Here is a 23,633-nt window from a genome sequence, read left to right as displayed (position 1 = left end):
ATTATGACTAAGAACGCGAATAATACGATTTCAATGGCAGTATTAGGTGCTGGCTCTTACGGCACAGCGCTTGCTATTGCGTTATCCAGAAATGGTGCCAATGTTATTTTATGGGGCCATGACCCAGAACATATTGCACAATTGGAAATTGATCGTGCCAATGAAGCGTTTCTTCCTGGTGTGCACTTTCCAGAATCATTAATTGTAACGTCAAACTTACAAGATGCTGTTGAAGGTAGCCGCGATTTACTTGTTGTTGTACCAAGTCATGTATTTGGTCAAGTATTATCACAAGTAAAACCTTTCTTACGCTCAGATTCACGTGTCTGTTGGGCGACCAAAGGGTTAGAACCAGAAACTGGACGTTTGTTAAAAGATGTTGCAGTTGATGCTTTAGGTAGTGATATTCCACTTGCAGTGTTATCAGGTCCTACCTTTGCCCAAGAATTGGCAGCGGGTTTACCGACGGCTATTTCTGTTGCATCACCTGACGCGGCGTTTGTTGCTGATCTTCAAGAAAAAATTCATTGCGATAAAACGTTTAGGGTTTATAGCAACAATGATTTTACGGGGATGCAACTAGGCGGCGCTGTAAAAAATGTGATAGCAATAGGTGCGGGTATGTCTGACGGTATTGGCTTTGGTGCCAATGCTCGTACAGCTTTGATCACCCGTGGTCTTGCAGAAATGTGCCGTCTTGGCGCGGCGTTAGGTGCACAGCCTGAAACCTTTATGGGTATGGCTGGATTGGGTGATTTAGTACTCACATGTACCGATAACCAATCCCGTAACCGTCGTTTTGGTTTAGCATTAGGCGCAGGTAAAAGTGTAGAGCAAGCACAACAGGAAATTGGTCAAGTTGTTGAAGGTTATCGCAATACCAAAGAAGTTTGGCAATTAGCAAAACGTCAAGGTGTTGAGATGCCTATCACTGAGCAAATTTATCAAGTACTTTATCAAGGTAAAGATGCTCGTGAGGCTGCTAAAGAATTACTCGCACGCGAGAAAAAATATGAATAACAGTAAGACATAAAGGTAACAACCTTATTATCTTCTGTTTCAACAACGCGGGCCTTGGCTCGCGTTGTTTTTTTTTGCAATCAGGTTAAAGTAATACCTGACTAATTAAGTATAGTTATAAGAAGAATAGATAAGTAAGCAGAGGATGACGTGAAGCAATGTCAACAACACCAGCTTTGGCCTGCGATCAAGCAGGAAGCACGAGAGCAGTCAGAGCATGAGCCAATGCTCGCGAGTTTTTATCATGCCACGATTATTAAGCATGATGATCTTGCCTCGGCATTAAGCTATATACTTGCAAATAAATTGGCGACACCATCGATGCCAGCGATGGCTGTTCGTGAAGTCATCGAAGAAGCGTATGCGAGCGATTGTTCGATAGTTGAATCGGCAGCACGTGATATTTGTGCTGTTGTTGAACGTGATCCTGCTATTGAAATGTATTCTATTCCATTACTTTATCTTAAAGGTTGTCACGCTCTTCAAGGATATCGCGTGGCGAACTGGTTGTGGAAGCAAGATCGAAAAGCCTTAGCGGTTTATCTGCAAAACCAAATTTCGGTCGCTTGCCAAGTCGATGTACATCCAGCCGCTAAAATTGGGCAAGGGATCATGTTTGATCACGCGACGGGTATTGTGATTGGTGAAACCGCAGTCATTGAAAATGATGTCTCAATCTTACAGGACGTCACATTAGGTGGTACGGGTAAAGAAGGCGGTGATCGTCATCCGAAGATCCGAGAAGGGGTGATGATAGGCGCTGGCGCTAAAGTATTAGGCAATATCGAAGTCGGTGAAGGGGCGAAAATTGGCTCTTGTTCGGTGGTGTTAAATCCTGTACCTCCCCATACAACTGTGGCTGGTATTCCTGCCAAAGTCGTTGGACGACCAAATTCTGATAAACCATCGATGGATATGGATCAGCAATTTAATGGTAACTCGCAAACGTTTATTGAAGGTGATGGTATTTAGCCATCGTTTATGTTCAATAAAGGACATATTGAATTTGAAAGAAAAGGCGATTATTGATCGCCTTTTTCTGTTTTATACTGCGCCGCTAAAGTCCATTTGTCGCCATGCTTCAAACGAAATAATCGCAACCGCATTGGAAAGGTTTAAGCTACGACTATCAGGCTGCATAGGAATACGTAAACGTTGCTCAAGAGGCAGGCTGGCAATAAATTCAGCGGGAAGGCCACGAGTTTCTGGGCCAAAAAGTAACACATCACCTTGTTCAAATTTCGCATTAGTATGGAAATTAGTGGTTTTGGTAGTGCAGGCAAAAATACGACGACCTTCCATTGCTTGCATGAAAGATGCAAAGTCTTTATGGCGATGGACATGCGCTAAATCATGATAATCTAATCCAGCACGGCGCACTTTCTTTTCATCAAGATCAAACCCTAAAGGCTCAATTAGGTGCAAATTCGCGCCACAGTTCGCACTTAGGCGAATAATGTTACCCGTATTAGGGGCAATTTCAGGTTCATATAACGCAATATCAAACATAGCTCATCGCTTTATTAATGCAAAAGATAGTACATTGTGACAAGCACCGCTTTAACAATCAAATACAGAATAATAAAGGCTATTTCTAATAACGATAAATTTAATCTTTGTGCTTTTTGTATGTTTTTAAGGCATACTTCTCTGCTTTTTATGCCTACCGTTATTTCATACTGCTTATGAAGAATCTCGCAATACCTGAGTATAAGTTTTTCTTTGTTCGTTTTACGCTGATATTTTTATTGTTGTTAACGGTTTTTTTATCGATTTTTTACTACAACTCACAATCTGATCTTGAACGACAAAAAAGTAACATTCAAGTACAGCAAAAAGCACTGCTTGTTGGTAAAAAAAACTATATTCAAGTGGTTATAGGTTCGGTGGTACGAGAAACGGCATTATTGGCTGATATCGCCAATAACCATGAGATCCACCGTATTATGGCATTGAAAGATGGCATGGAAAAACAGCAGCGAATGGCACGTTTTTCACAAGCGCTGAAAGCGGTGAGTCAACGAAAAGAGATTTATGATCAAATACGTTACCTCGATTTAGAAGGTAATGAAGTTACTCGGGTTAACTTTAACGACGGGCGTGCTTTGATTGTGCCTTCTAATGCGTTACAGAAGAAAAAAAACCGATACTATTTCCTAGAGGCAGCGAAATTACAACATAAAGGGATTTATATATCTCCTCTTGATTTAAATATCGAGCATGGTGAGATTGAAGTGCCTTATAAGCCGATGATCCGTTTATCAGCCCCTGTATTTGATAAAGAGGGAAATAAGCAAGGTATTGTTATTATCAATTATTTAGCGAAGTATTTGATGGAAGGGTTAGGGTTGTTCAACCTTAATGGTGGAACAAACTATATGTTGGTTAATAGCGATGGCTATTATCTCTATAATAATTTGTATCCAGAAAAAGAATTTGCCTTTATGTTTGATAATAAAAAAGATCAAACGGTATATAAATATTTCCCCGAGCTGGAACAGCAGATTAAAGCGATACATAGTGGGCAAATAGTGACCCCATCGGGAATAATGACGATTGAGTCGGTAGGTACGGTTGGAGAAACAAATCCCTATTGTTTTCAGGAATACCATGTTACTGAAAATAACTCTACAGCGTGGAAGTTAATTTCATTTGTATCGCTTGATAAGCGTGTTGATGTGATTAATACGATAGCCCATCATCGAATATTAGCATTGTTCATGGTGTTGCTAAGTCTAGGGTTATCTTATTGGATTGCACGCTATCAATTAAAAGAACATATTAATAAACAGCGTATTTATACGTTAGCGCATTACGATAATTTAACGGGACTCTTGAATCGTGCTTCTTTTTTAACGCAAGCCAATAAAATTCTGAGTACTAGCGTAAAGTCATCTAAAGTCATCTGCTTTTTGTATATTGATCTGGATGACTTTAAGCCGATAAATGATCAATATGGTCATGCCACTGGAGATAAAGTATTAAAGCATCTCGCTTTAATGATGCGTAAAGTTTTCGGCTCAAAAGCGTTGCTGGTGCGTTTAGGCGGCGATGAATTTGCTGTTTTACTGTATTCAGCTCAGCATTTAGCTAGTCCTGAATATTATGCACCCGCCTTGCAGCAAATGCTGGCTTGTCCGTTTGAAGTTGAAAACAAGGTATTTATTCCCATTTACTCAAGCATTGGTGGTTGCTTTTCAACAGCCCAAGAAATTTCACTTGATGATTTGATGCATAAAGCTGATATGGCGATGTATCAAGCGAAGCGGCAGGGCAAAAATCAAGTGTATTTTTTTAATGGCGTTAACTAGCCAGTGGCAGAGTAATAGTAATATTCAATCCGCCAAGGGAGCTGTTATTCGCTTGAATTGTTCCTCTATGCTGTCTAATCGCGCTTTCTGTAATAGCTAAACCAAGCCCAGTGCCACCGCTATCACGATCTCGTGCGGTGGATACACGGTAAAACGGGCGGAAGATATCATCTAATTCCGCTTCAGGTACACCATCACCATTGTCATCAATAGTGATAGTAAGCTGGTGTTGTTGGACACTGAAGTTGATCTCAACAATGTCATTACCGTACTTGATAGCATTACGTATTACGTTTTCTAGTGCACTGATCAACAGATTCGGATTACCATTAATCGGCCAATCTTGCAGTGTGTTATAACGTAAAGCTTTCAGGCTTTGTTCTGCTTCAAAGCGAGCATCTTCAAGCATCTCATACCATAACGTTTGGCAATCAAGCCTTTCATTTTGTTGATGACTGTTGACTTGCATTCTTGATAATTCAAGCAGTTCACCAATCATGGTTTCTAATCGTTCCGCCTCTGTATCAACTCGTGTCAGCTCACGGCTTTCGCCTTGTTTACGTTGAGCTAATGCGGTTGCCATTCGTAGACGTGTGAGAGGTGAGCGTAATTCATGGGAAATGTCAGACAGTAGACGTTGTTGTCCACTGATCATGGTATTTAACGCCCCCACCATTTGATTAAAGCTTGTGCCGGCTTGTTTAAATTCACGAGGTCCGGTTTCTAAATTTGGATCAGCGGTAAACTCACCTTGTGAGACACGCTCTGCGGCTTGTTGTAAACGTCTTGCTGGACGTGTGACTGCCCAAGCGAGCCAGAGTAGAAATGGTGTGCTGACCAGCATAGTGACAAGCAATAGCTTAAATGGCTTATCCAATATTTGGATGATAAACGGGGGGGAGCCACGCCATACTTGACCACTGTACATATAAATATCACCACTTGGTGTATTTATCATAAAAGGGCCAGCCATCATCCAGCGACCATATAAGCGTTGTTTAGGTGCACTTGGGTTATCTGCAATAGTAATAAAGTTACGCAGTGCTTTAGTGTGTTTTTGAGGAGAGATGATGTCGCCATCAAGGGTTGTAAAATAAATCTGAATATCATGATTGTTTTTACGTTTTGTTAAGCGTTTGAGTTTTTGTTCTAGTTGCAGTTTTTTAAATGTTTCATTGCGTGGTGTGTTTAGTTTTTGGTTAATATTTTCCGCGGTATATTCTAAACGTTTAAGATGAGGCTCGGGGATCGCCTGTCCAGTTCGAGGATCGAGTTGAAATAATAAAACGATAGTCACGACGACAACAAAAAGGGTAAACCAGAAGATGGCAAAAATGCGGCCATAAAGACTCGTGATCCCCGGAAATTTCATTATGCTTCCTCAACTAATAAGTAACCTTTACCGCGTAAGGTTTTTATCCTTGGTTTGCCATCTAAGCGCACCGGCAACTTTTTACGAATATTGGATACATGCATATCAATGGCGCGATCAAAACGAGCTAAACGCTTACCAAGTACATCTAAACTCAGGGATTCCTTGGAAATGATTTGGCCTGGACGCTGGATGAAATAGCTTAATAAAGCGAGCTCTGTGCCGGTCATTTCGATTGGAATATCCTGACAAATGACTTCTTGTCGTCCTGGATAAATTGTAATGTCTTGATAAGTAATTAGGTCTGACTTTCCAGTGGCTTTTTCGTCATTTGTTTGGGTGCGGCGTAATACGGCACGTATACGTGCTAATAATTCACGGTCGCTAAAAGGTTTCGGCAGATAATCATCAGCGCCGAGTTCAAGACCAAGCACACGATCAATTTCATCACCTTTAGCTGTTAACATCATCACGGGTGTTGAATGAACCTCTCGCAAGCGGCGTAGCATTTCAGTCCCGTTCATGACTGGCATCATGACATCGAGTAAAATCAGATCGATGCTGCTATCGACCTTTTCTAACCCTTGTTGACCATTATTGGCTTCAACCACATCAAAGCCTTCTAGCTCTAAAATATCTTTCAATAATGCAGTGAGTTCAATGTCGTCATCGACAAGTAAAATTTTCGCCATGGTCCAACCTATTTAAGATAAAGGAGAGTGATGAAGTCTTGAGCCTAGTATCGCTAATGTCAGCTTCAACGCCAAGTTTCGTTATCATTACTTTACGTAGCTTTACGTTTACTCGACAGCGCTTTACTTGCCAGCCGCTATTATGAATACCAAGCACAATGGCACAGGTTTCCGTACCCTAATAGTTGGAGATACAAGCATGAAAATGTTCAAAAAAACAATGATGATGGCGATTGCAGTACCAATGGTATTAGGTTCGATGTCAGTAATTGCAGCCCCGAACTCGCACGATATGAAAGGGCATCATGGTGAGCGTGGCCTGTTTAAACAACTAGAGCTAACTGATTCGCAAAAAGCAGAAATGAAAACCTTACGAGAGAAAGATCGTGAAACGATGAAAGCTAAGCGACTGACTACTCGTACTGACATGCAAGCAGATCATAAAGCACTTGATAAATTAGTACTGGCAGATAATTTTGATGAGCAAGCAGTACGTCAACTGGTCGAGCGTATGTCAGAGAAACAAGCAGAGCACCGTGTGGAGCGCTTAAAACAGCGTCACCAAATGTTGAATATTTTGACCCCAGAGCAAAAAGCAAAATTTGCGGAGCTAAAACAACAACAGGCAGAAAAACGTTTCATGAAACTAGAGAAAAAAACACACTGAGTGTTTGAGAAATAAAGATTAAAAAAGAAAGTCACAACTTCAGTTGTGGCTTTTTTTTGATTTTATCCTCAAGAGTTAGGGCTTTCATAAAAAAATCACTTCGATGATCGTATTTTCTCGTAGGTTTTGTTATTAATTGTCATCATAAAACGGCTATACTGCGTGATATTGAACACACCATAGGCATATGGATCAGCAAGTACACGAAAAAAACAGGCAGGTGGTGTAGTAACGCTTGTTTAAAATGAAAGAGATAAGGTTATTTTTTGTGTAAAAAGAAGCTTGTTTGAATCCCAACCTTGCGTGATATGAATCAACAAAATTTTTTATCAGAATTGTAATACTCCTACATAAGTAGAAGGGTTTCAGTTTTTACACGCATAGCACAAATGTTGCTGTGATATCGAGAAGGGGAACCTCGGTATAGTCGTGTCGGATTTGATTTTTCAATTCCCAAAGTCAGAGGGTAACCATGATTAAGAAGATTGGTGTTTTGACCAGTGGTGGTGACGCACCTGGTATGAATGCAGCGGTTCGCGGCGTAGTTCGTGCAGCGTTAACCGAAGGCCTAGAGGTTTACGGTATTTATGATGGCTACCAAGGCCTTTATAATAACTGTATCAAAAAGCTAGATCGTCAAAGCGTATCTGATGTGATCAACAAAGGCGGTACATTTTTAGGTTCTGCGCGTTTTCCTGAATTCCGTGAAGTGGAAGTTCGTGAAAAAGCGATTGAAAACCTAAAATTACACGGTATTGATGCATTAGTAGTAATTGGTGGTGACGGCTCATACATGGGCGCGAAGAAGTTAACTGAGATGGGTTACCCATGTATCGGTCTTCCTGGCACGATTGATAATGACGTTGCAGGTACTGACTACACTATTGGTTACATGACCGCAATGAACACCGTTATTGATGCGATTGACCGACTACGTGATACTTCATCTTCACACCAACGTATCTCTATCGTAGAAGTGATGGGTCGCCATTGTGGTGATCTAACACTAATGTCTGCGATTGCGGGTGGTTGTGAATACATCATCACACCTGAAACTGGTCTAGATAAAGAAAAACTAATAACGCATATCCGTGAAGGTATTGCGAAAGGTAAAAAGCACGCCATTATTGCAATCACTGAGCTAATGACTGATGTGAATGAACTAGCTAAGTTTATTGAAGCAGAAACAGGTCGTGAAACTCGTGCAACAGTATTGGGTCACATTCAGCGTGGTGGTCAACCAACCGCGTTTGACCGTGTACTTGCTTCTCGTATGGGTGCATACGCAGTTGATCTTCTTCAACAAGGTGAAGGTGGTCGTTGTGTAGGTATTCAGTGTGAGCAACTTGTTCACCACGATATCATCGATGCAATTGAAAATATGCGTCGTCCTGTTCGTAACGATCTTTATGAGTTAGCTGAGAAGTTATTCTAAGAGATTTATCGAGCGGTAAGAGAAAAAGAAGGTCGATCACTATCGGCCTTTTTTATTGTCTGAATATTGGTACCTGATATCGCTTATTTAGAAAAGATAACAAAAAGGCCACCCGTAGGTGACCTTAGTAGAACTAATCAAATGGATTGATTAGTTCTTAGCTTCAGCTGCTGCTTTTGCGATAGCTGCAAAGCTTTCAGCATCAAGCGCTGCACCACCAACTAGAGCACCGTCGATGTCTGGTTGTGCGAAGTATGCCGCTGCGTTTTCTGGCTTAACAGAACCGCCGTATTGGATAACAACGTTCTTAGCTACTTCTTCACTCTTCTCAGCAATGTGAGCACGGATTGCAGCGTGGATGCGTTGTGCATCGTCAGCAGTTGCTGCTTTACCTGTACCGATAGCCCAGATTGGTTCGTAAGCGATGATTGCGCCGTTTAGTGCATCAACACCTTGAGTGTTGATAACTGCGTCAAGTTGACGTGCACATACAGCCACTGTTTCGCCAGCTTCGTTTTGTGCTTCTGACTCACCAATACAAAGAACGGGTGTTAGGCCATTTTCTTTTAGGAATGCGAATTTTTGAGCAACAAACTCATCTGATTCGTTGTGGTATTCACGACGCTCAGAGTGACCGATGATGATATGGCTAGCACCGAATTCTTTAAGCATTGCAGGAGAGATATCACCTGTGAATGCGCCGTTGTTGTGTAGATCAACGTTTTGAGAACCAAGGATGATTTTGCTGTTTGCTTTGCTTAGTAACTGCTCAGCTAGATCCAAGTACATTACTGGTGGAGCGATTGCTACGTCAACACCTTCAACACCGTTAAGTGCCGCATCAAGACCTTTGATAAGGCCAGAGACCATTTCCTTGCTACCGTTTAGCTTCCAGTTACCCATAACCACAGGATGGCGCATAGCTTTTCTCCAAATTTAAATGATGTAATTAACTTAACTTGATGTAGTAAAAATATACCAACAGTGGTTTATTTTTACTGTCCAAAATCATTAATGAGCTCGGTTGTACCTTTTTCAAGGCAAAAAGTGAACTCATAATTTCAAAATATTTCAAAATATAGTTAATTTCTTGCAGAAAGGAACGTTAGAAAGAGCTTTTATCTGCGTTTTCTGATTGTTTGGGATGAGATGAAATCGGCGTGATTTCAGCATTTTCATGGTTATGGGGGTGCTGTAGGGTTTCGGCAAAGCGAACTAATTGACGTTGTAATTCATTTCGTAACAACATGGTGGTATGAAGCGGATTTTTCCCACGACTAATAACCAGATCAATATGACTTTGCTGTGCTTTTAGACGTGGTTGCATGCTGTGATGTGCTTGATTTATTGTGCTTTCTATTAATTGTTGGCGCAGTTGTTCGAATTGTTCTGGATCTTCTTTTGCCATTTTTGCCATGTCATCAAAATTGGGTAGCGTATCCATCGTCAACTCCATCCGCACAACTATCTTTTAGTATATAAAAAGATACTGGATATGGTGTCTTAGAGGTGAGATGAGTAGGAGATAAACTTACATAGTGTATGTATATATCTCCTATTTGATACAACGCTACGGGAGGAATGATTACCAGTAATGCTCCATCGTAATTTGCCCCGGTTTTCGGCGTAAATTTTTAGCAAAGCCTCGTGCTTCTAGCACATTTTTAGTCTCTTTTACCATCTCAGGATTACCGCATAGCATAATTTGACTTTGCTCTGGGTGCAAAAATAATCCGACATGGCGCTCAAGTTGTCCATCAGCAAGCGCTTGAGGAATTCTTCCGGTCAGGCAAAGTGGAGAGGGTTCACGACTGACAAACGGTTGGACGATAAGTTGCTCACCATATTGCTGCTTTAACTGTGTCATTTCTGCTTGGTAACTTAAATCAGCAGCAAAACGAACAGCATGAATTAGGACTACTTTTCTAAACCGATGCCAGACATCACCTTGCTGTAAAAGGGACAGATAAGGACCGATAGCGGTGCCTGTTGCGAGGAGCCAAAGGTGATCGCCTTGTGGAACTTCATCAAGGGTAAAAAAGCCATTAGCGCGCGCGGAGATAAAGACGGTATCACCTTCTTCTAGTTGGTGTAGTCGTGGTGACAATAATCCACCTTGAACTCTTGTGGCGTAAATATCAATGGTTGGTTGCTGGGGAGGATTAACAAAAGAATAGGCTCGTTGGATCATTTGGCCATCAATCTCCAAGCCTAGCTTAGTGAATTGTCCTGCTTTAAAAGGCTCAATGTTTGCCGCTAAGGATAAACTGAATAAATCATTATTCCAGTGGCGATTTGCAATAACTTGAGCAGGAATCCAATCAGCCATTATGGCCTCCTAATTCTATGATGTTATTCGATAAGTGCAGCGCCTTTGACCTGAAATGATATGTTCTTCACGTTCAATACGGATGTCTTCCCCAAGAAGGCGTTTAAATACCGTAAGCTCCGAGAGACATAGTGCAGGACAATGTTGTGCTGCTCGACAAATAGGGCAGTGGTTTTCAACTAAGGTATAACAACCATCGTACGTTGTTATAAGCTCAGCCATATACCCATCTTGTGTACGTAATTGAGCTAGGTGTTCGAGCTTTTCTTTGAGTGTTTCGCACGTTTGTAATGTTTGTTGATACTGTTCGTAAGTATGCTGTTCACGTTTTGCGATGACTTGTTCAAGTCCTGATGTTCCGAACAGATCTTCAACTGACTCTAACATGTGTACGGCTAAATCATGATGACGATCAGTAAAACGACGATGCCCTTGTTCTGTTAATTGCCAATGGCGGGTAGGACGTCCGACTTTGACTTTGACATCGTTAAAATCAACCAGCCCATCATCTTCTAAGCTTTGTAAGTGTTGACGAATTCCCATAGTGGTGAGGGAGAACTTTTCAGCCAATACTTTTGCTGTGACAGGACCTTCACTTTTTAAGTGATAGAGGATTTTATCGATGGTTTTCATAGCTACCTATATATTTATTTCTCTAGGTATTATGGGATCAGCTTATTAAATAAAGCAATCTCTTTACCATTCTAACGGGTTGCGTTGATTTTGCTTCTTAGGAGTGAGAGGTGGGGAAAAAAAGCGTACCGAAGTACGCTTTTTTGCATGTGAATATCGCAATTAGATGATATGAGATTTTACAATGTCATCTTTACGATCAAGGTAATGGGTCGATTTAATACGACGAATAGTACGGCATTGACCGCGGATCAATAAGGTTTCAGTCGTCGCGATATTTCCTTGACGATGAATGCCTTCTAATAAGTCACCTTTGGTAATCCCTGTTCCTGCAAAAATCACGTTATCGCTTTTTGCCATATCTTCAATACGCAATAATGCGTTGGTCTTAATGCCCATTTCGTGACAACGGCGAATTTCAATTTCACCGAGTTCGCGGTTTTCTTTTGTATCGCCTTTGACTTCATGGCGAGGAAGCAGACGTGCTTGCATATCGCCACCAAGGGCACGGATTGCAGCCGCTGATACGACACCTTCTGGCGCACCACCAATGCAGTACATGACATCGACTTCGCTATCTGGCATACAAGTTAGAATAGACGCAGCCACATCACCATCAGGCACGGCAAAAACACGAATACCGACCGCTTGCATTTGCTTAATCGTTTCATCATGACGAGGCTTGGCAAGGGTGATCACCACTAGATCTTGCAATGATTTACCCAGAGCAGCAGCAATCGCTGTTAAGTTTTCAACCAGTGGCTTCTCAAGATCAATCACACCTTTTGCCGCAGGGCCTACCACTAGTTTTTCCATGTACATATCAGGTGCTTTTAGAAAGCTTCCTTTTTCACCTGCCGCTAATACAGCGAGGGCATTATTTTGTCCCATCGCTGTCATGCGTGTTCCTTCAATCGGATCCACGGCTATATCGACAGCATCGCCACCACAACCTACTTTTTCACCGATGTAGAGCATTGGTGCTTCATCAATTTCGCCTTCACCAATTACGATTTCGCCATTGATTTCAGTTTGATTCAGTAGAATACGCATCACTTCTACCGCAGCATTATCAGCCGCATTTTTATCGCCACGACCAAGCCATTTATGGCCTGCTAGCGCCGCCCCTTCCGTAACCCGTGAGAATGCCATTGCTAAATCGCGTTTCATGATAACTCCAGAAATAAAATCGACTCGATAAATAAACTGAAGCCGATTTTAACATAAGGGATGGTGAAACGATTGCGCAAAATAAAGGAAGCTATATTGCAATGATCATAATCGGTATTAATAGCAGTGTGTAAATGATGACGAGTCATCATCATATTCAGCCTTTAGCCTTACTAACGGTTAGCGTTATTTGCAGTAACAGGGTATCAATGAATGAATCGTGATAAAAAAGTGGTAATGGTGATATTGGGTCTAAACACTTCGTACAAATTAGGATATAAATAGGAAAGCGTACATTTAGGTGACAGTTGAGCTTATTCGTTGGTGTTTTTTTGACAAGGAATAGAGCAAACAAAGCTAAGATCCGATTAAAAATGAACTTCTCGCTGTATTTGGTTGTCTCAGTGGTCGGATATTTGGAACCACTTTGCAAAAATTATATCAGACTTGTGTGATTTTCATCCGTTTGCCTAAAAGCATTAGAATTGTGGATGCCAGATAGTCGCTGCCTCGTTAGAATAGAGGCGAACATGAATTTAACTCGCGCGTAGGTGTTTGGCTTAATGATTAAGTCAGCATACGGGCTAAGATCAGGTAAACAATATGTCTCTAGAAATGTTAGAACAACTAGAAGCCAAAGTTCAGATGGCAATTGATACAATTTCTATTCTACAAATGGAAATTGATGAACTAAAAGATAAAAACTCTCAACTTTCGATGGAAGCGCAAGAATTACGTGCTGGTCGTGAAGGTCTAAATGAAGAAAATGAGAAACTACGTCAAGATCATAATGCATGGCAGGAGCGCGTACGCAACCTACTAGGCAAAATGGAACACGTAGAATAATACTGATTTCAGTTTATCTGTTTCGGTTTTCGGCTTGGTATGTTGTTTTCAGGAACGACAGCATACCGGGCCGTAATTTTATCTATTGCTATTAGCTTTGTGTCTCATCGATATCAAGTGGTTCAGGCGATAAAATAACTCCGGTATTATCGGCATAGATATGATCTTCTGGTAAGAAGGTTACCCCACCAAAATTGACAGCAACATCAATCTCACCAATATCGCGCTGATCGGCACCCACAGGGATTGAGGCGAGAGCCTGAATACCAATATTTAATTCATCGAGCTCATCAACATGGCGAACACAGCCATAAACAATTAGCCCTTCCCATTCATTTTCTTGCGCTAAGAGGGCTAAATCGATATCAATTAATGCACGTCGTAGTGAACCACCACCGTCAATTAATAGTACTCGTCCTACACCCGATTGTTCTAATACTTGACGAATAACCCCGTTATCTTCAAAACATTTTATGGTTGTTATTTGACCGCCAAAAGAGCTGCGCCCACCGTAAGAGCTGAACATAGGCTCAACAACATCAACGTGTTCGAGATAGATATCACACAGTTCAGAGGTATTGTATTCCATAAGTGGGCTTCTTATTTAGCGAAAGAAAAGAGAGGAAATCAATAAGGCTTATAACGAGGGAGTACTCATATTAAGCCTTGTTGAAATTATAACCAGTTGATCTGTCATTGCAATTCGCAATCATCAATTATGACAAGATGATCCCGAGAGCAAACAATAAATTGGTAAGTAAAGCGCATTTGACCATGGTTGCCATCATTGGACGAAGCTCAGCGCCATTTTTAGAATGGTAAACAGCACGACCATGTTTAAAGAGTAGTGGAGTACTCAGTAAAAATAGCCATCCGAATAGCGATTTTGTTTCAAATAGAGCAAAAAGTGTCAAACATACAATGCTAGTTGATAATAATACTACGTGGTATTTACGGCCCCATACCGGTCCCATACGTACGACTAAGGTTTGCTTACCACAAGCACGATCGTTATCAATATCTCGCAGATTATTAATATTAAGTACGCCAACTGCGAGTAAACCACAGGCAGTCGCCGGTAACATAATCACCGAATCAATACTGCCAGCTTGTAGGTAGTAAGTGCCTGCAACACCTAGCCAACCAAAAAAAATTAAGACGGATAAATCGCCTAAGCCACGGTAACCGTAGGGCTTATTACCCACGGTATAAGCAATAGATGCAACAATAGCTAGTGCGCCGAGTAGTATAAAACCAATGATGTCATGGGGATTATTACAGGCAATAAATATCAGTGATAAGCCACTGATTGCTGTAAGAATAATGTTGACGAACATGGCGGTACGCATGGCTTTAGGGGTAACTAATCCTGATTGAATTGCACGTTGAGGACCTAAGCGGTCATCATTATCGGTGCCTTTGACAGCATCGCCGTAATCATTCGCAAGGTTAGAAAGAATTTGCAGCAAAAGGGCGGTTAATAAAGCGAGTGCTGCAATTGGAGCAGAAAAACTTCCATGCCATCCTGCCACCGCACTACCGCATACAATTGATGCAATGGCGAGCGGCAAGGTTTTTGGTCTTGCTGCATCTAACCAAATAGCAAGTGATGAAGATGATTTCATAATCTAGATACTTAAATAATGAGTGGATGGCTATTATGGCGAAAATTTGGATTGGCGCAAATTTATCCCATTAATAGTTGTTAAAATAAAAAACGGTGCAGCAAGGCACCGTTTTCTTTTTCTTAAAAGCAATTTTATTAAAGAATAAAACGGCTTAAATCTTCATCTTGTACGAATTCACCAAGACGCTCGCTAACATATGCGGCATCGATCATGAATTTCTCACCGGCTTTTTCGCTGGCGTCATAGGAAATCTCTTCCATTAAACGTTCCATTACGGTGTGAAGACGACGAGCACCGATATTTTCAGTGCGCTCATTCACTTGCCATGCAGCATCCGCTAGGCTATCAATACCATCAGTAGTGAACTCAATTTCAACCGATTCTGTTGCCATTAATGCTTTGTATTGCTCAGTTAGCGATGCATTTGGTTCAGTCAGAATACGCTTGAAGTCGTGACTTGTTAGCGCTTCAAGCTCAACGCGAATAGGAAGACGACCTTGTAGTTCGGGGATTAAATCTGATGGCTTAGCCACTTGGAATGCGCCCGATGCAACAAACAGGATGTGGTCTGTTTTAACCATACCGTGTTTGGTGGAGACGGTACTGCCTTCTACTAATGGTAGTAGGTCGCGCTGCACACCTTCACGGGAAACGTCAGGGCCTGATGATTCACCACGTTTACAGATTTTATCTATCTCATCGATAAACACGATACCGTTGTTTTCAACCGAATGAATAGCTTGTTCTTTTAACTCTTCTTGGTTTACTAGCTTTGCCGCTTCTTCTTCAGTTGCTGCTTTTAGCGCATCTTTGATTTTCATCTTGCGCTTTTTAGTGGTATTGCCAGCAAGGTTTTGGAACATGCCCTGTAGCTGGTTGGTCATTTCTTCCATACCAGGAGGAGCCATGATCTCAACACCCATTTGTGGTGCTGCAATGTCCATTTCAATTTCTTTATCGTCAAGCTTGCCTTCACGTAATTTCTTACGGAAAGACTGACGAGTAGAAGATTCTGCAGGTGCTTCTTCATTTTGACCCCAAGCATCACGTGCAGGTGGTAGAAGTGCATCTAAAATGCGCTCTTCTGCTAATTCTTCTGCGCGGAAGCGGACTTTTTCAGTCGCTTGCTGATGAGTCATTTTTACAGCTACATCCGTTAAGTCACGAATGATCGTTTCAACTTCTTTACCAACATAGCCCACTTCGGTGAACTTTGTTGCTTCTACTTTAATGAAAGGTGCGTTAGCTAGTTTTGCTAAACGACGTGCAATTTCGGTTTTACCGACACCGGTAGGACCGATCATTAAAATGTTTTTTGGCGTTACTTCAACACGCAACTCTTCAGGAAGTTGCATGCGACGCCAGCGGTTACGTAGCGCAATCGCAACCGCTCGTTTTGCTTTGTCTTGACCGATAATATGGCTATCAAGCTCATGAACGATTTCGCGAGGAGTCATCTCAGACATTACAACTTCCTTACTTAGCTTCTAATTCTTCAATGGTGTGATTGTGGTTTGTGAACACACAGATATCACCGGCTATATTTAGGGCTTTCTCTGCGATTTCTCGTGCACCTAAATCAGTATTTTCTAGCAGTGCTGTTGCTGCTGCTTGGGCAAAATTGCCACCAGAGCCAATAGCAATAAGATCATTTTCGGGCTGCACAACATCACCATTACCAGTAATGATGAGTGATCCTGTTTCATCAGCAACGGCCAATAATGCTTCAAGCTTACGCAGGGCGCGGTCAGTACGCCAATCTTTAGCAAGCTCTACAGCTGATTTAAGAAGATGACCTTGGTGCATTTCAAGCTTACGCTCAAAACGCTCAAATAAAGTGAATGCATCAGCGGTACCGCCAGCAAAACCTGCCAGTACTTTATTGTTATATAGACGGCGAACTTTACGTGCGTTGCCTTTCATTACTGTGTTACCAAGTGATACTTGGCCGTCACCAGCAATGACGACTTTACCGTTTCGACGTACAGATACAATAGTTGTCACGGGGTAAACCTCTCTGGTTCTGCTCCGGCATAGCCGGTATCGTTAATGTGAAAAGATCTGGGGATGACAGAAGGGATTTTCAAGTATTAACTGAGAATTGGTCATGATTATTACGTGAAAAATACACAAAAAAGGACGTACCTAAGCACGTCCTTCTAGTGATGAAAGAGAAACTAGCGCGTTATTCCCAATGCCAAATACCGCAAGGAGAGACACCGCTACTTTGTAGCTTTGCTTTGTCTTTTTCAGCACTGCTTTTTTGTGAGTAAGGACCTAATACAACACGGTACCATGTTCCTTTTGCATCACTGCTTACTTTAAGTTGACTATTCATACCTTGGAATGCAATTTTTGCTTTACGTTCATCGGCTTGTGACTTCTTACGATAGGCTCCGCATTGCAATACAAAACGTACATTTGATGCTACTACCGGCTTTTTTTCTGCCGGTTTAGGGTTGGTGGTGACAGGTACTACAGGCTTGCTCGCTTGAATATGCTCTTTCGGTTTTGAGGTTGAAGATGTTTTATGCTCATCAACTTTCTTTACGGGCTGTACACGTTGGTTTTTCAACTCATCAGGCACGATCACTTTTTTATTTTCGAGCTCTTGGATATAACGCCATTTTTCTTCAGGTTTTGGCGGTAAAATTTCCTTATTCGCTGGTTTTTTAATCTCATTAGCGGGTTGAGGTTTTGCAATGATTGGAAGTTCATCTTTAGGTGCTGGCTTTTCAGGAACATCAGTACCAGACAGGAAGAATAAACTTGCGATAAGCCCAAATACTAAAACAATAGCGGTAACCGCCCATTTGATTGGAAATCCACTAGGAGCGGGGGCTTTTTTACGGCTAGGACTGCTTTTTTTATTTGCCGGTTTCGGCGAGCGTCCGCGTTTTACATAATCTTTAGTGGCCACGATGATAGACAAATACGTTGAGAAAAGGATAGAACGCTATGTTACAAATTTGGAATGATACTGACCAGTTTTTATCATTAATAATGTGTTGGTTAAGGTCAATAGCATGCAAAAACTGTGAACTTATGGTTATTTCATAAGCTCACAGCCATTTTATTGCTATCGAGATGGTGGTGCAGCACTCTCACGGATCACAAGTTTTGCATCAAGTAAGCGAGAACCAGCTTGTACTTCTTTGCCTTTTAATAACTCAAGGAGCATCAGCATAGCTTGGCGACCAATTTCATAGCGTGGTTGAGAAACGGTGGTTAATGGTGGATCGCAATATTCAGCAAATTGGATATCATCAAAGCCGACAATCGAAATATCTTGAGGAACGCGAAGTCCTAAGCGTTTTGCTTGCTGCATCGCACCAATCGCCATCACATCAGAATGACAGAATAGTGCGGTTGGTGGCTCAGGTAACGATAACAATGCGGTGACGGCGCGTGCACCAGCAGCAAAGCTAAAATCACCCTTCACAGTATAGGCTGGGTTTAATGTAATCCCACCACGACGAAGTGCTTGTTGATAGCCTTGATTTCGGAACTGGGATAATGGTGCTTGATCGGGGCCGGTAATTTGTGCGATACGCTTATGACCCATTTGTGTCAGATAATTGACTGCTTCAAATGCCGCAGTAAGGTTATCAATATGGATGGTCGGCAACTCTAACTCAGGAGCGTACTCACAAGCCATCACTAGCGGCGGTAGGTTTTTTTGCTCTGGCTTACTAACATCAAAAGGTAAGTCTGTACCAAGCAATAACATACCATCAGCTTGTTTAGTAAAGACTAAATTAACGAATGAGTTTTCACGCTTTTTCTGTTGTCCACTATCTCCCAGTAACACAAGGTAACCGTACTCCATCGCAGCTTCTTCTATACCGCGGATAATTTCTGTGAAGTAAGGATCACAAATATCAGGGACGATAGTTACGATCGTTTTTGACTCATTGCGACGTAAATTACGGGCAAGTGAGTTAGGTGAATAGCCAGCTTCCATGACAGCCTGTTCAACTTTTTTACGAGTTGAAGCCGATACTTTTTCCGGATTCATTAGCGCACGGGAAACCGTCGCAGTCGAAACTCCGGCTAGCTGGGCAACATCCTTCATTGTCGCCATATTGCTTTCCTCTTTATCTAAATCTCTCTTATTATGCGGCTGGTGGCTCGAGGTCAAAAGGACTGAGACGGAAACCAGCGAAGCAGTAACTGACTGAATTAAGTCAATACTCTTGATATTGTAGAGTGTATAAACAGGATTAAACATGCCCCAAATAGCATAAATTACATTCACTATGTGAGTTTTGTCGCATTGTTGGTTTTAAGTTAAATCTTGCGGCTCTACATCAATCGACCAACGTACTTTTTTTGCTAAAGGCAGCAATTGAATCGCGGGTTTGGCGATACTGAGTATTTGTTGCAAGGCTTTGCGATTAGGGGTCTGTAAAATTAATTGCCAACGGTAACGGCCTGCTCGACGGGCAAGTGGTGCAGGGTTCGGCCCCAGTACGCAGCAATCTTGATCATAAACGGGACTGGATTCAAAAATGCCACGGATTTGTTGTAATAGTTGGCAAACGGTATCGCTGTCATTGGCTTCTGCCCGTATTAATACGAGATGAGTAAAGGGCGGTAGCATGGCTTGTTGGCGTTCAATTAGCGCGGTTTGTGAGAAAATGCCATAGCCTTTATGCAATAACGATTGCAACAGTTGATGTTCTGGATGGTGAGTTTGTAATAAAACTTCACCGGGTTTACTTGCGCGTCCCGCGCGTCCTGCAACCTGAATAAACAATTGTGCCAAACGTTCAGATGCGCGGAAGTCGTTACTAAATAATGCGCTATCAACATCAATTAATGCGACTAAAGTGACATTGGGAAAATGGTGTCCTTTTGCCAGCATTTGGGTACCAATTAAAATTTGATACTCGTTGTTTTTTATCGCTTCTAGATAGTTTTCTAAGGCACCTTTACGACGCGTGCTATCGCGATCAATGCGCACCGTCTTAAATTCAGGAAATAGGGTTGCGAGTTGATTTTCTAATTGCTCAGTACCAACACCGACGGGCAATAATTGAGTTGAACCACATTGCTCACATTGCGGCATGATGGGACGCTGAGTTGCACAATGGTGACAACGCAGCTCTCCTGATTGTTGGTGTAAGGTGTAGTAAGCATCACAACGGTGACATTCGGCGATCCAACCACACTCATGGCACATCATTGCAGGCGAAAAACCACGGCGATTAAGAAATAACATCACCTGATTTCCTGTATTTAAGTGCTTACGCATTTCAGCGATCAATGGTGCAGATAATCCTGCATCAAGGTATAAGCCTTTTACATCAATCACGCCATGACGTGCCAGTTGGGCGTTACCCGCACGTTTAGTTAAGGTTAAATGATGGTATTTGCCCGTTTTCGCATTATGCAAGGTTTCTAATGCTGGTGTCGCAGAGCCTAAAATAATCGGGATGTTTTCTTTATTGGCGCGCATAACGGCAAGATCGCGAGCGTGATAACGTAAGCTGTCTTGTTGTTTATAAGACGCGTCGTGCTCTTCATCGACAATGATGATGCCAAGGTTTGCAAAGGGGGTGAATAATGCTGATCGCGTCCCGATGATAATACCCGCTTGATTATCTCGACCTGCAAGCCATGCTGCCATACGCTCGCTGTCGTTTAGTCCAGAGTGAACTGTTTCGAGAGGAACATTAAAACGACGGCGAAAGCGGTTAATCGTCTGAGGGGTTAAGCCAATCTCAGGGACTAATATCAACGCTTGTTTACCTGCAGCAAGCACCGGTTCTAGCAGGTTAAGATATACCTCTGTTTTACCAGATCCTGTTACCCCTTCTAAGAGATAACAGCCAAACTCAGGGTTACTGTTCACGGTCGCAATTGCTAACGCTTGTTCTTCATTTAAACGTGGTTTTTCTTCAGTAACAGAAAATTGTTTCTGCCAATTTTGGCTTTTGGGGTGTTGCTGTTGTTCAATGATCCAACCTTTATTCGCTACTGTTTTTAAGGTCGTTGAGCTCACGTCTTCACCCAGTAATGCATCATGACTGACTGCCCCGTTTTGTAATAGGCGCAGTATTTGAGCTTGTTTAGGTGCGCGGGTGAGGCCGTTTAGTGGTTGTGCCTTTCCCGCTTCTGTTAATGCCCAGAATTTCAGTGTGGTTTGCGACGCTTCACGTCCTTTTCGCAGTAAAGCCGGCATTGCATTGGCTAGCGTATCGCCGAGTGGATATTGATAATACTGACTAGCCCATTTGAGTAAATCAAACAGTGGAGGAGTCCATAATGGTTGATGATCAATGACTTTTTGAATGGCTTTTAGTTGTTCGATAGGAAAATCAGAACTATCTGTCAGTGCTGTAACAATACCGATTAACCGTTGACGCCCGAAAGGAACCTGCACACGCCCGCCGACAATGGGTAGGTCGTTGGGTTTGATTAAATAATCAAAGGTTTTATCTAAGGGAATAGGGAGAGCGACTCGAGCGATATTCGGGATCATAATTTACTGCAGTCATTGAGCTTATGTTGAATAATACCAGACCAAGTGAAACTCGATAAGTGCTGTTAAGTCTGATAGATGAAGAACGCGGTGTGGCACAAAGAAATTACGCGTGAAAAATCGGCATCTGTATTGATCTCCGCGGGATGATTGATTACTATACGCCGCCTGATTTGTCACATAATGTGGCAAGCTATTTTTTAACGACGTGTGGTGCCCGGCTTTGGATCGGGAGAGCGACACGGCCTTTATTTTGAGGTTATCCCATGAAACAAGGTATTCATCCTGAGTACAAAGCAGTAAACGCACGTTGTTCTTGTGGCAACACTTTCGTATTTAACTCTACTATGGGTAAAGACATCAACCTTGATGTATGCGACAAGTGCCACCCATTCTACACTGGTAAGCAACGTCAAGTTAGCTCTGGCGGCCGTGTTGACAAATTCAACAAGCGTTTCGGTGCGCTTACTAGCAAGTAATTACTTGCCAGATGAATTTAGAAAAAGGGGATGCGAAAGCATCCCTTTTTTTATGTCTCAATAAAATATGTGAAGAATAACTGTTAGTTAAATGTATCAAACTTGTTTGCTATAAGCTGGGAAATTGATCCTTAATGGCATATGATTTAATAACAAATACGAATTACGTATAGATGTAATTTGCCATTATAAATGTCAGCGTTGAGGCTTAAATATCACTATGACTGAAGATTTTCGTCAACAAGCTCTAGATTACCATTCGCTTCCTACTCCTGGAAAAATAGCCGTTGCACTGACTAAGCCTGCTAATACGGTTGAAGATCTTGCTTTGGCTTATAGCCCTGGTGTTGCTGAGCCCGTCAGAGAAATTGCTCAAGATCCTGATAATGTTTATAAATATACCGCGAAAGGTAATATGGTCGCGGTGATCACCAATGGTACTGCTATTTTAGGTCTTGGTAACTTAGGTCCGTTAGCTTCTAAGCCTGTTATGGAAGGTAAGTCATTACTGTTTAAGCGCTTTGCGGGTATCGATTCGATTGATATTGAAGTCAAGCATCGCACTATTGATGAGTTCGTTGATACTGTCGCAAATATTGCCGATACCTTTGGTGGCATTAATTTAGAAGATATTAAAGCGCCAGATTGCTTTGAGATCGAACAGCGCTTAATTGAACGTTGTAATGTTCCCGTGTTTCACGATGATCAGCATGGTACGGCGATTGTCACAGCCGCTGGTATGATCAATGCCTTAGAGCTACAAGGCAAAGATATTAGTGAAGCGATGATTGTTTGCTTAGGTGCGGGGGCTGCTGCTGTTGCGTGTATGGAGCTATTGATCAAATGTGGCGCGCAACGTGAAAAAATTTATATGCTTGATCGTAAAGGCGTTATTCATACCCGCCGTGATGATATAAATGAATACAAGCAGCTATTTGCTAATAATACGGATAAACGCACATTAGAAGATGTGATTGCGGGGGCCGATATCTTCGTTGGTGTATCAGGTCCTGATTTATTACCGCCTGATGCGCTAGCATTAATGGCAGAAAACCCCATTGTGTTTGCTTGCTCTAATCCTGATCCTGAAATAAAGCCTGAATTAGCTCATCAAGTCCGAGATGATTTAATTATGGGAACGGGACGATCTGACTATCCTAACCAAGTGAATAACGTTCTGTGTTTCCCGTTTATTTTTCGCGGCGCATTGGATGTGCGTGCAAGCCAAATTAATGATGAAATGAAATTAGCAGCTGTTCATGCAATTAGAGAGTTAGCGAAAGAGCCTGTACCACAAAGTGTGCTTGAGGCTTCGGGTGTATCACATCTTGAATTTGGCCGAGAGTATATTATTCCAAAACCGATGGATCCGCGTTTATTATCACGTGTCGCAAAAGCTGTTGCACAAGCAGCCATTGATTCAGGCGTCGCACGTATTGAGATGCCAATGGGTTATATGGAAGTGTAATCGCGCTATTGTGTTGATGATAAATAAAAACCAGCCATTAGGCTTAATGCCGATCAGTTAAGACAAAAATGATCAGTTGAACGATCCTATAGATGT

The 23,633-nt window shown here is 42.0% G+C and carries 23 protein-coding genes; 8 read left to right on the top strand and 15 right to left on the bottom strand.

The window, feature by feature from the left end:
• Positions 1-3 precede the first annotated feature (3 nt).
• Complete coding sequence (gpsA, locus tag I3259_RS15135; protein WP_238030386.1) at positions 4-1,020, top strand: NAD(P)H-dependent glycerol-3-phosphate dehydrogenase; 1,017 nt, start codon at positions 4-6, stop codon at positions 1,018-1,020.
• 150 nt (positions 1,021-1,170) lie between these two features.
• Positions 1,171-1,992 (top strand): serine O-acetyltransferase, encoded by an 822-nt coding sequence (gene cysE / locus I3259_RS15130; protein WP_238030385.1) that lies wholly within the window; start codon positions 1,171-1,173, stop codon positions 1,990-1,992.
• A gap of 72 nt (positions 1,993-2,064) precedes the next feature.
• Here the strand turns inward: cysE and I3259_RS15125 are convergent, their stop codons facing one another.
• Positions 2,065-2,529 carry a tRNA (cytidine(34)-2'-O)-methyltransferase gene (locus tag I3259_RS15125; protein WP_238030384.1) on the bottom strand — a complete coding sequence of 155 codons (465 nt, stop codon included), beginning with the start codon at positions 2,527-2,529 and terminating at the stop codon, positions 2,065-2,067.
• Between the two features lie 176 nt (positions 2,530-2,705).
• Here I3259_RS15125 and I3259_RS15120 point away from each other — a divergent pair, with 176 nt between their 5' ends.
• A complete protein-coding gene (locus tag I3259_RS15120; protein ID WP_238030383.1) occupies positions 2,706-4,331 on the top strand; it encodes a sensor domain-containing diguanylate cyclase in 1,626 nt (541 codons plus the stop codon).
• On the opposite strand, the gene cpxA is transcribed toward I3259_RS15120, so the two are convergent.
• On the bottom strand, positions 4,324-5,703 hold the full coding sequence (gene cpxA / locus I3259_RS15115) for an envelope stress sensor histidine kinase CpxA (RefSeq protein WP_238030382.1): 1,380 nt from the start codon (positions 5,701-5,703) through the stop codon (positions 4,324-4,326). The two genes, I3259_RS15120 and cpxA, sit on opposite strands and share 8 nt — an antisense overlap.
• Positions 5,703-6,395 (bottom strand): response regulator, encoded by a 693-nt coding sequence (locus tag I3259_RS15110; protein ID WP_238030381.1) that lies wholly within the window; start codon positions 6,393-6,395, stop codon positions 5,703-5,705. The genes cpxA and I3259_RS15110 overlap by 1 nt, the downstream gene beginning before the upstream one ends.
• A 199-nt stretch (positions 6,396-6,594) precedes the next feature.
• On the opposite strand from I3259_RS15110, the gene I3259_RS15105 reads away from it, so the two are divergent.
• Positions 6,595-7,062, top strand: a complete 468-nt coding sequence (locus I3259_RS15105) for a Spy/CpxP family protein refolding chaperone (protein WP_238030380.1) — start codon at positions 6,595-6,597, stop codon at positions 7,060-7,062.
• Between the two features lie 472 nt (positions 7,063-7,534).
• Positions 7,535-8,497 (top strand): 6-phosphofructokinase, encoded by a 963-nt coding sequence (gene pfkA, locus I3259_RS15100; RefSeq protein WP_238030379.1) that lies wholly within the window; start codon positions 7,535-7,537, stop codon positions 8,495-8,497.
• Between the two features lie 150 nt (positions 8,498-8,647).
• On the opposite strand, the gene tpiA is transcribed toward pfkA, so the two are convergent.
• The 5 genes from tpiA to glpX form a co-directional block, all read right to left on the bottom strand.
• Positions 8,648-9,418, bottom strand: a complete 771-nt coding sequence (tpiA, locus tag I3259_RS15095; protein WP_238030378.1) for a triose-phosphate isomerase — start codon at positions 9,416-9,418, stop codon at positions 8,648-8,650.
• Positions 9,419-9,602: 184 nt separating this feature from the next.
• A complete protein-coding gene (locus I3259_RS15090; protein WP_238030377.1) occupies positions 9,603-9,941 on the bottom strand; it encodes a DUF3135 domain-containing protein in 339 nt (112 codons plus the stop codon).
• A 141-nt stretch (positions 9,942-10,082) separates the two neighbouring features.
• Complete coding sequence (locus tag I3259_RS15085; protein WP_238030376.1) at positions 10,083-10,826, bottom strand: ferredoxin--NADP reductase; 744 nt, start codon at positions 10,824-10,826, stop codon at positions 10,083-10,085.
• 15 nt (positions 10,827-10,841) lie between these two features.
• Positions 10,842-11,459, bottom strand: coding sequence for a metalloregulator ArsR/SmtB family transcription factor (locus I3259_RS15080; protein ID WP_238030375.1), 618 nt, complete (start codon positions 11,457-11,459; stop codon positions 10,842-10,844).
• A gap of 162 nt (positions 11,460-11,621) precedes the next feature.
• Positions 11,622-12,629, bottom strand: coding sequence for a class II fructose-bisphosphatase (glpX, locus tag I3259_RS15075; RefSeq protein ID WP_238030374.1), 1,008 nt, complete (start codon positions 12,627-12,629; stop codon positions 11,622-11,624).
• 603 nt (positions 12,630-13,232) lie between these two features.
• Between glpX and zapB the strand changes: the two genes are divergently transcribed.
• A complete protein-coding gene (gene zapB, locus I3259_RS15070) occupies positions 13,233-13,475 on the top strand; it encodes a cell division protein ZapB (protein ID WP_238030373.1) in 243 nt (80 codons plus the stop codon).
• Positions 13,476-13,566: 91 nt separating this feature from the next.
• Here the strand turns inward: zapB and rraA are convergent, their stop codons facing one another.
• The 7 genes from rraA to priA form a co-directional block, all read right to left on the bottom strand.
• On the bottom strand, positions 13,567-14,064 hold the full coding sequence (gene rraA / locus I3259_RS15065; protein ID WP_238030372.1) for a ribonuclease E activity regulator RraA: 498 nt from the start codon (positions 14,062-14,064) through the stop codon (positions 13,567-13,569).
• Positions 14,065-14,191: 127 nt separating this feature from the next.
• The gene (locus I3259_RS15060) at positions 14,192-15,100 is read right to left on the bottom strand and encodes a 1,4-dihydroxy-2-naphthoate polyprenyltransferase (protein ID WP_238030371.1); all 909 of its coding nucleotides are present in this window, start codon (positions 15,098-15,100) and stop codon (positions 14,192-14,194) included.
• A gap of 137 nt (positions 15,101-15,237) precedes the next feature.
• Positions 15,238-16,569 carry an HslU--HslV peptidase ATPase subunit gene (hslU, locus tag I3259_RS15055; protein ID WP_238030370.1) on the bottom strand — a complete coding sequence of 444 codons (1,332 nt, stop codon included), beginning with the start codon at positions 16,567-16,569 and terminating at the stop codon, positions 15,238-15,240.
• A gap of 10 nt (positions 16,570-16,579) precedes the next feature.
• Entirely contained in the window at positions 16,580-17,107 is a 528-nt protein-coding gene (gene hslV / locus I3259_RS15050; protein ID WP_238030369.1) for an ATP-dependent protease subunit HslV, read from the bottom strand.
• A gap of 181 nt (positions 17,108-17,288) precedes the next feature.
• Positions 17,289-18,023: an SPOR domain-containing protein gene (locus tag I3259_RS15045; RefSeq protein WP_238030368.1), complete on the bottom strand. Its 735-nt coding sequence runs from the start codon at positions 18,021-18,023 to the stop codon at positions 17,289-17,291.
• A 159-nt stretch (positions 18,024-18,182) separates the two neighbouring features.
• Complete coding sequence (gene cytR / locus I3259_RS15040; protein WP_255721313.1) at positions 18,183-19,334, bottom strand: DNA-binding transcriptional regulator CytR; 1,152 nt, start codon at positions 19,332-19,334, stop codon at positions 18,183-18,185.
• A 54-nt stretch (positions 19,335-19,388) separates the two neighbouring features.
• On the bottom strand, positions 19,389-21,590 hold the full coding sequence (priA, locus tag I3259_RS15035; protein ID WP_238030367.1) for a primosomal protein N': 2,202 nt from the start codon (positions 21,588-21,590) through the stop codon (positions 19,389-19,391).
• A 266-nt stretch (positions 21,591-21,856) separates the two neighbouring features.
• Between priA and rpmE the strand changes: the two genes are divergently transcribed.
• Positions 21,857-22,069: a 50S ribosomal protein L31 gene (gene rpmE, locus I3259_RS15030; protein ID WP_105061118.1), complete on the top strand. Its 213-nt coding sequence runs from the start codon at positions 21,857-21,859 to the stop codon at positions 22,067-22,069.
• A gap of 220 nt (positions 22,070-22,289) precedes the next feature.
• Positions 22,290-23,537, top strand: coding sequence for a malic enzyme-like NAD(P)-binding protein (locus I3259_RS15025; RefSeq protein ID WP_238030366.1), 1,248 nt, complete (start codon positions 22,290-22,292; stop codon positions 23,535-23,537).
• Positions 23,538-23,633 lie beyond the last annotated feature (96 nt).

The organism is Photobacterium sp. Ph5 (genome assembly GCF_022129445.1).
Classification (GTDB): Bacteria; Pseudomonadota; Gammaproteobacteria; order Enterobacterales; family Vibrionaceae; genus Photobacterium.
This window is presented reverse-complemented; position numbering and strand designations above follow the sequence as displayed.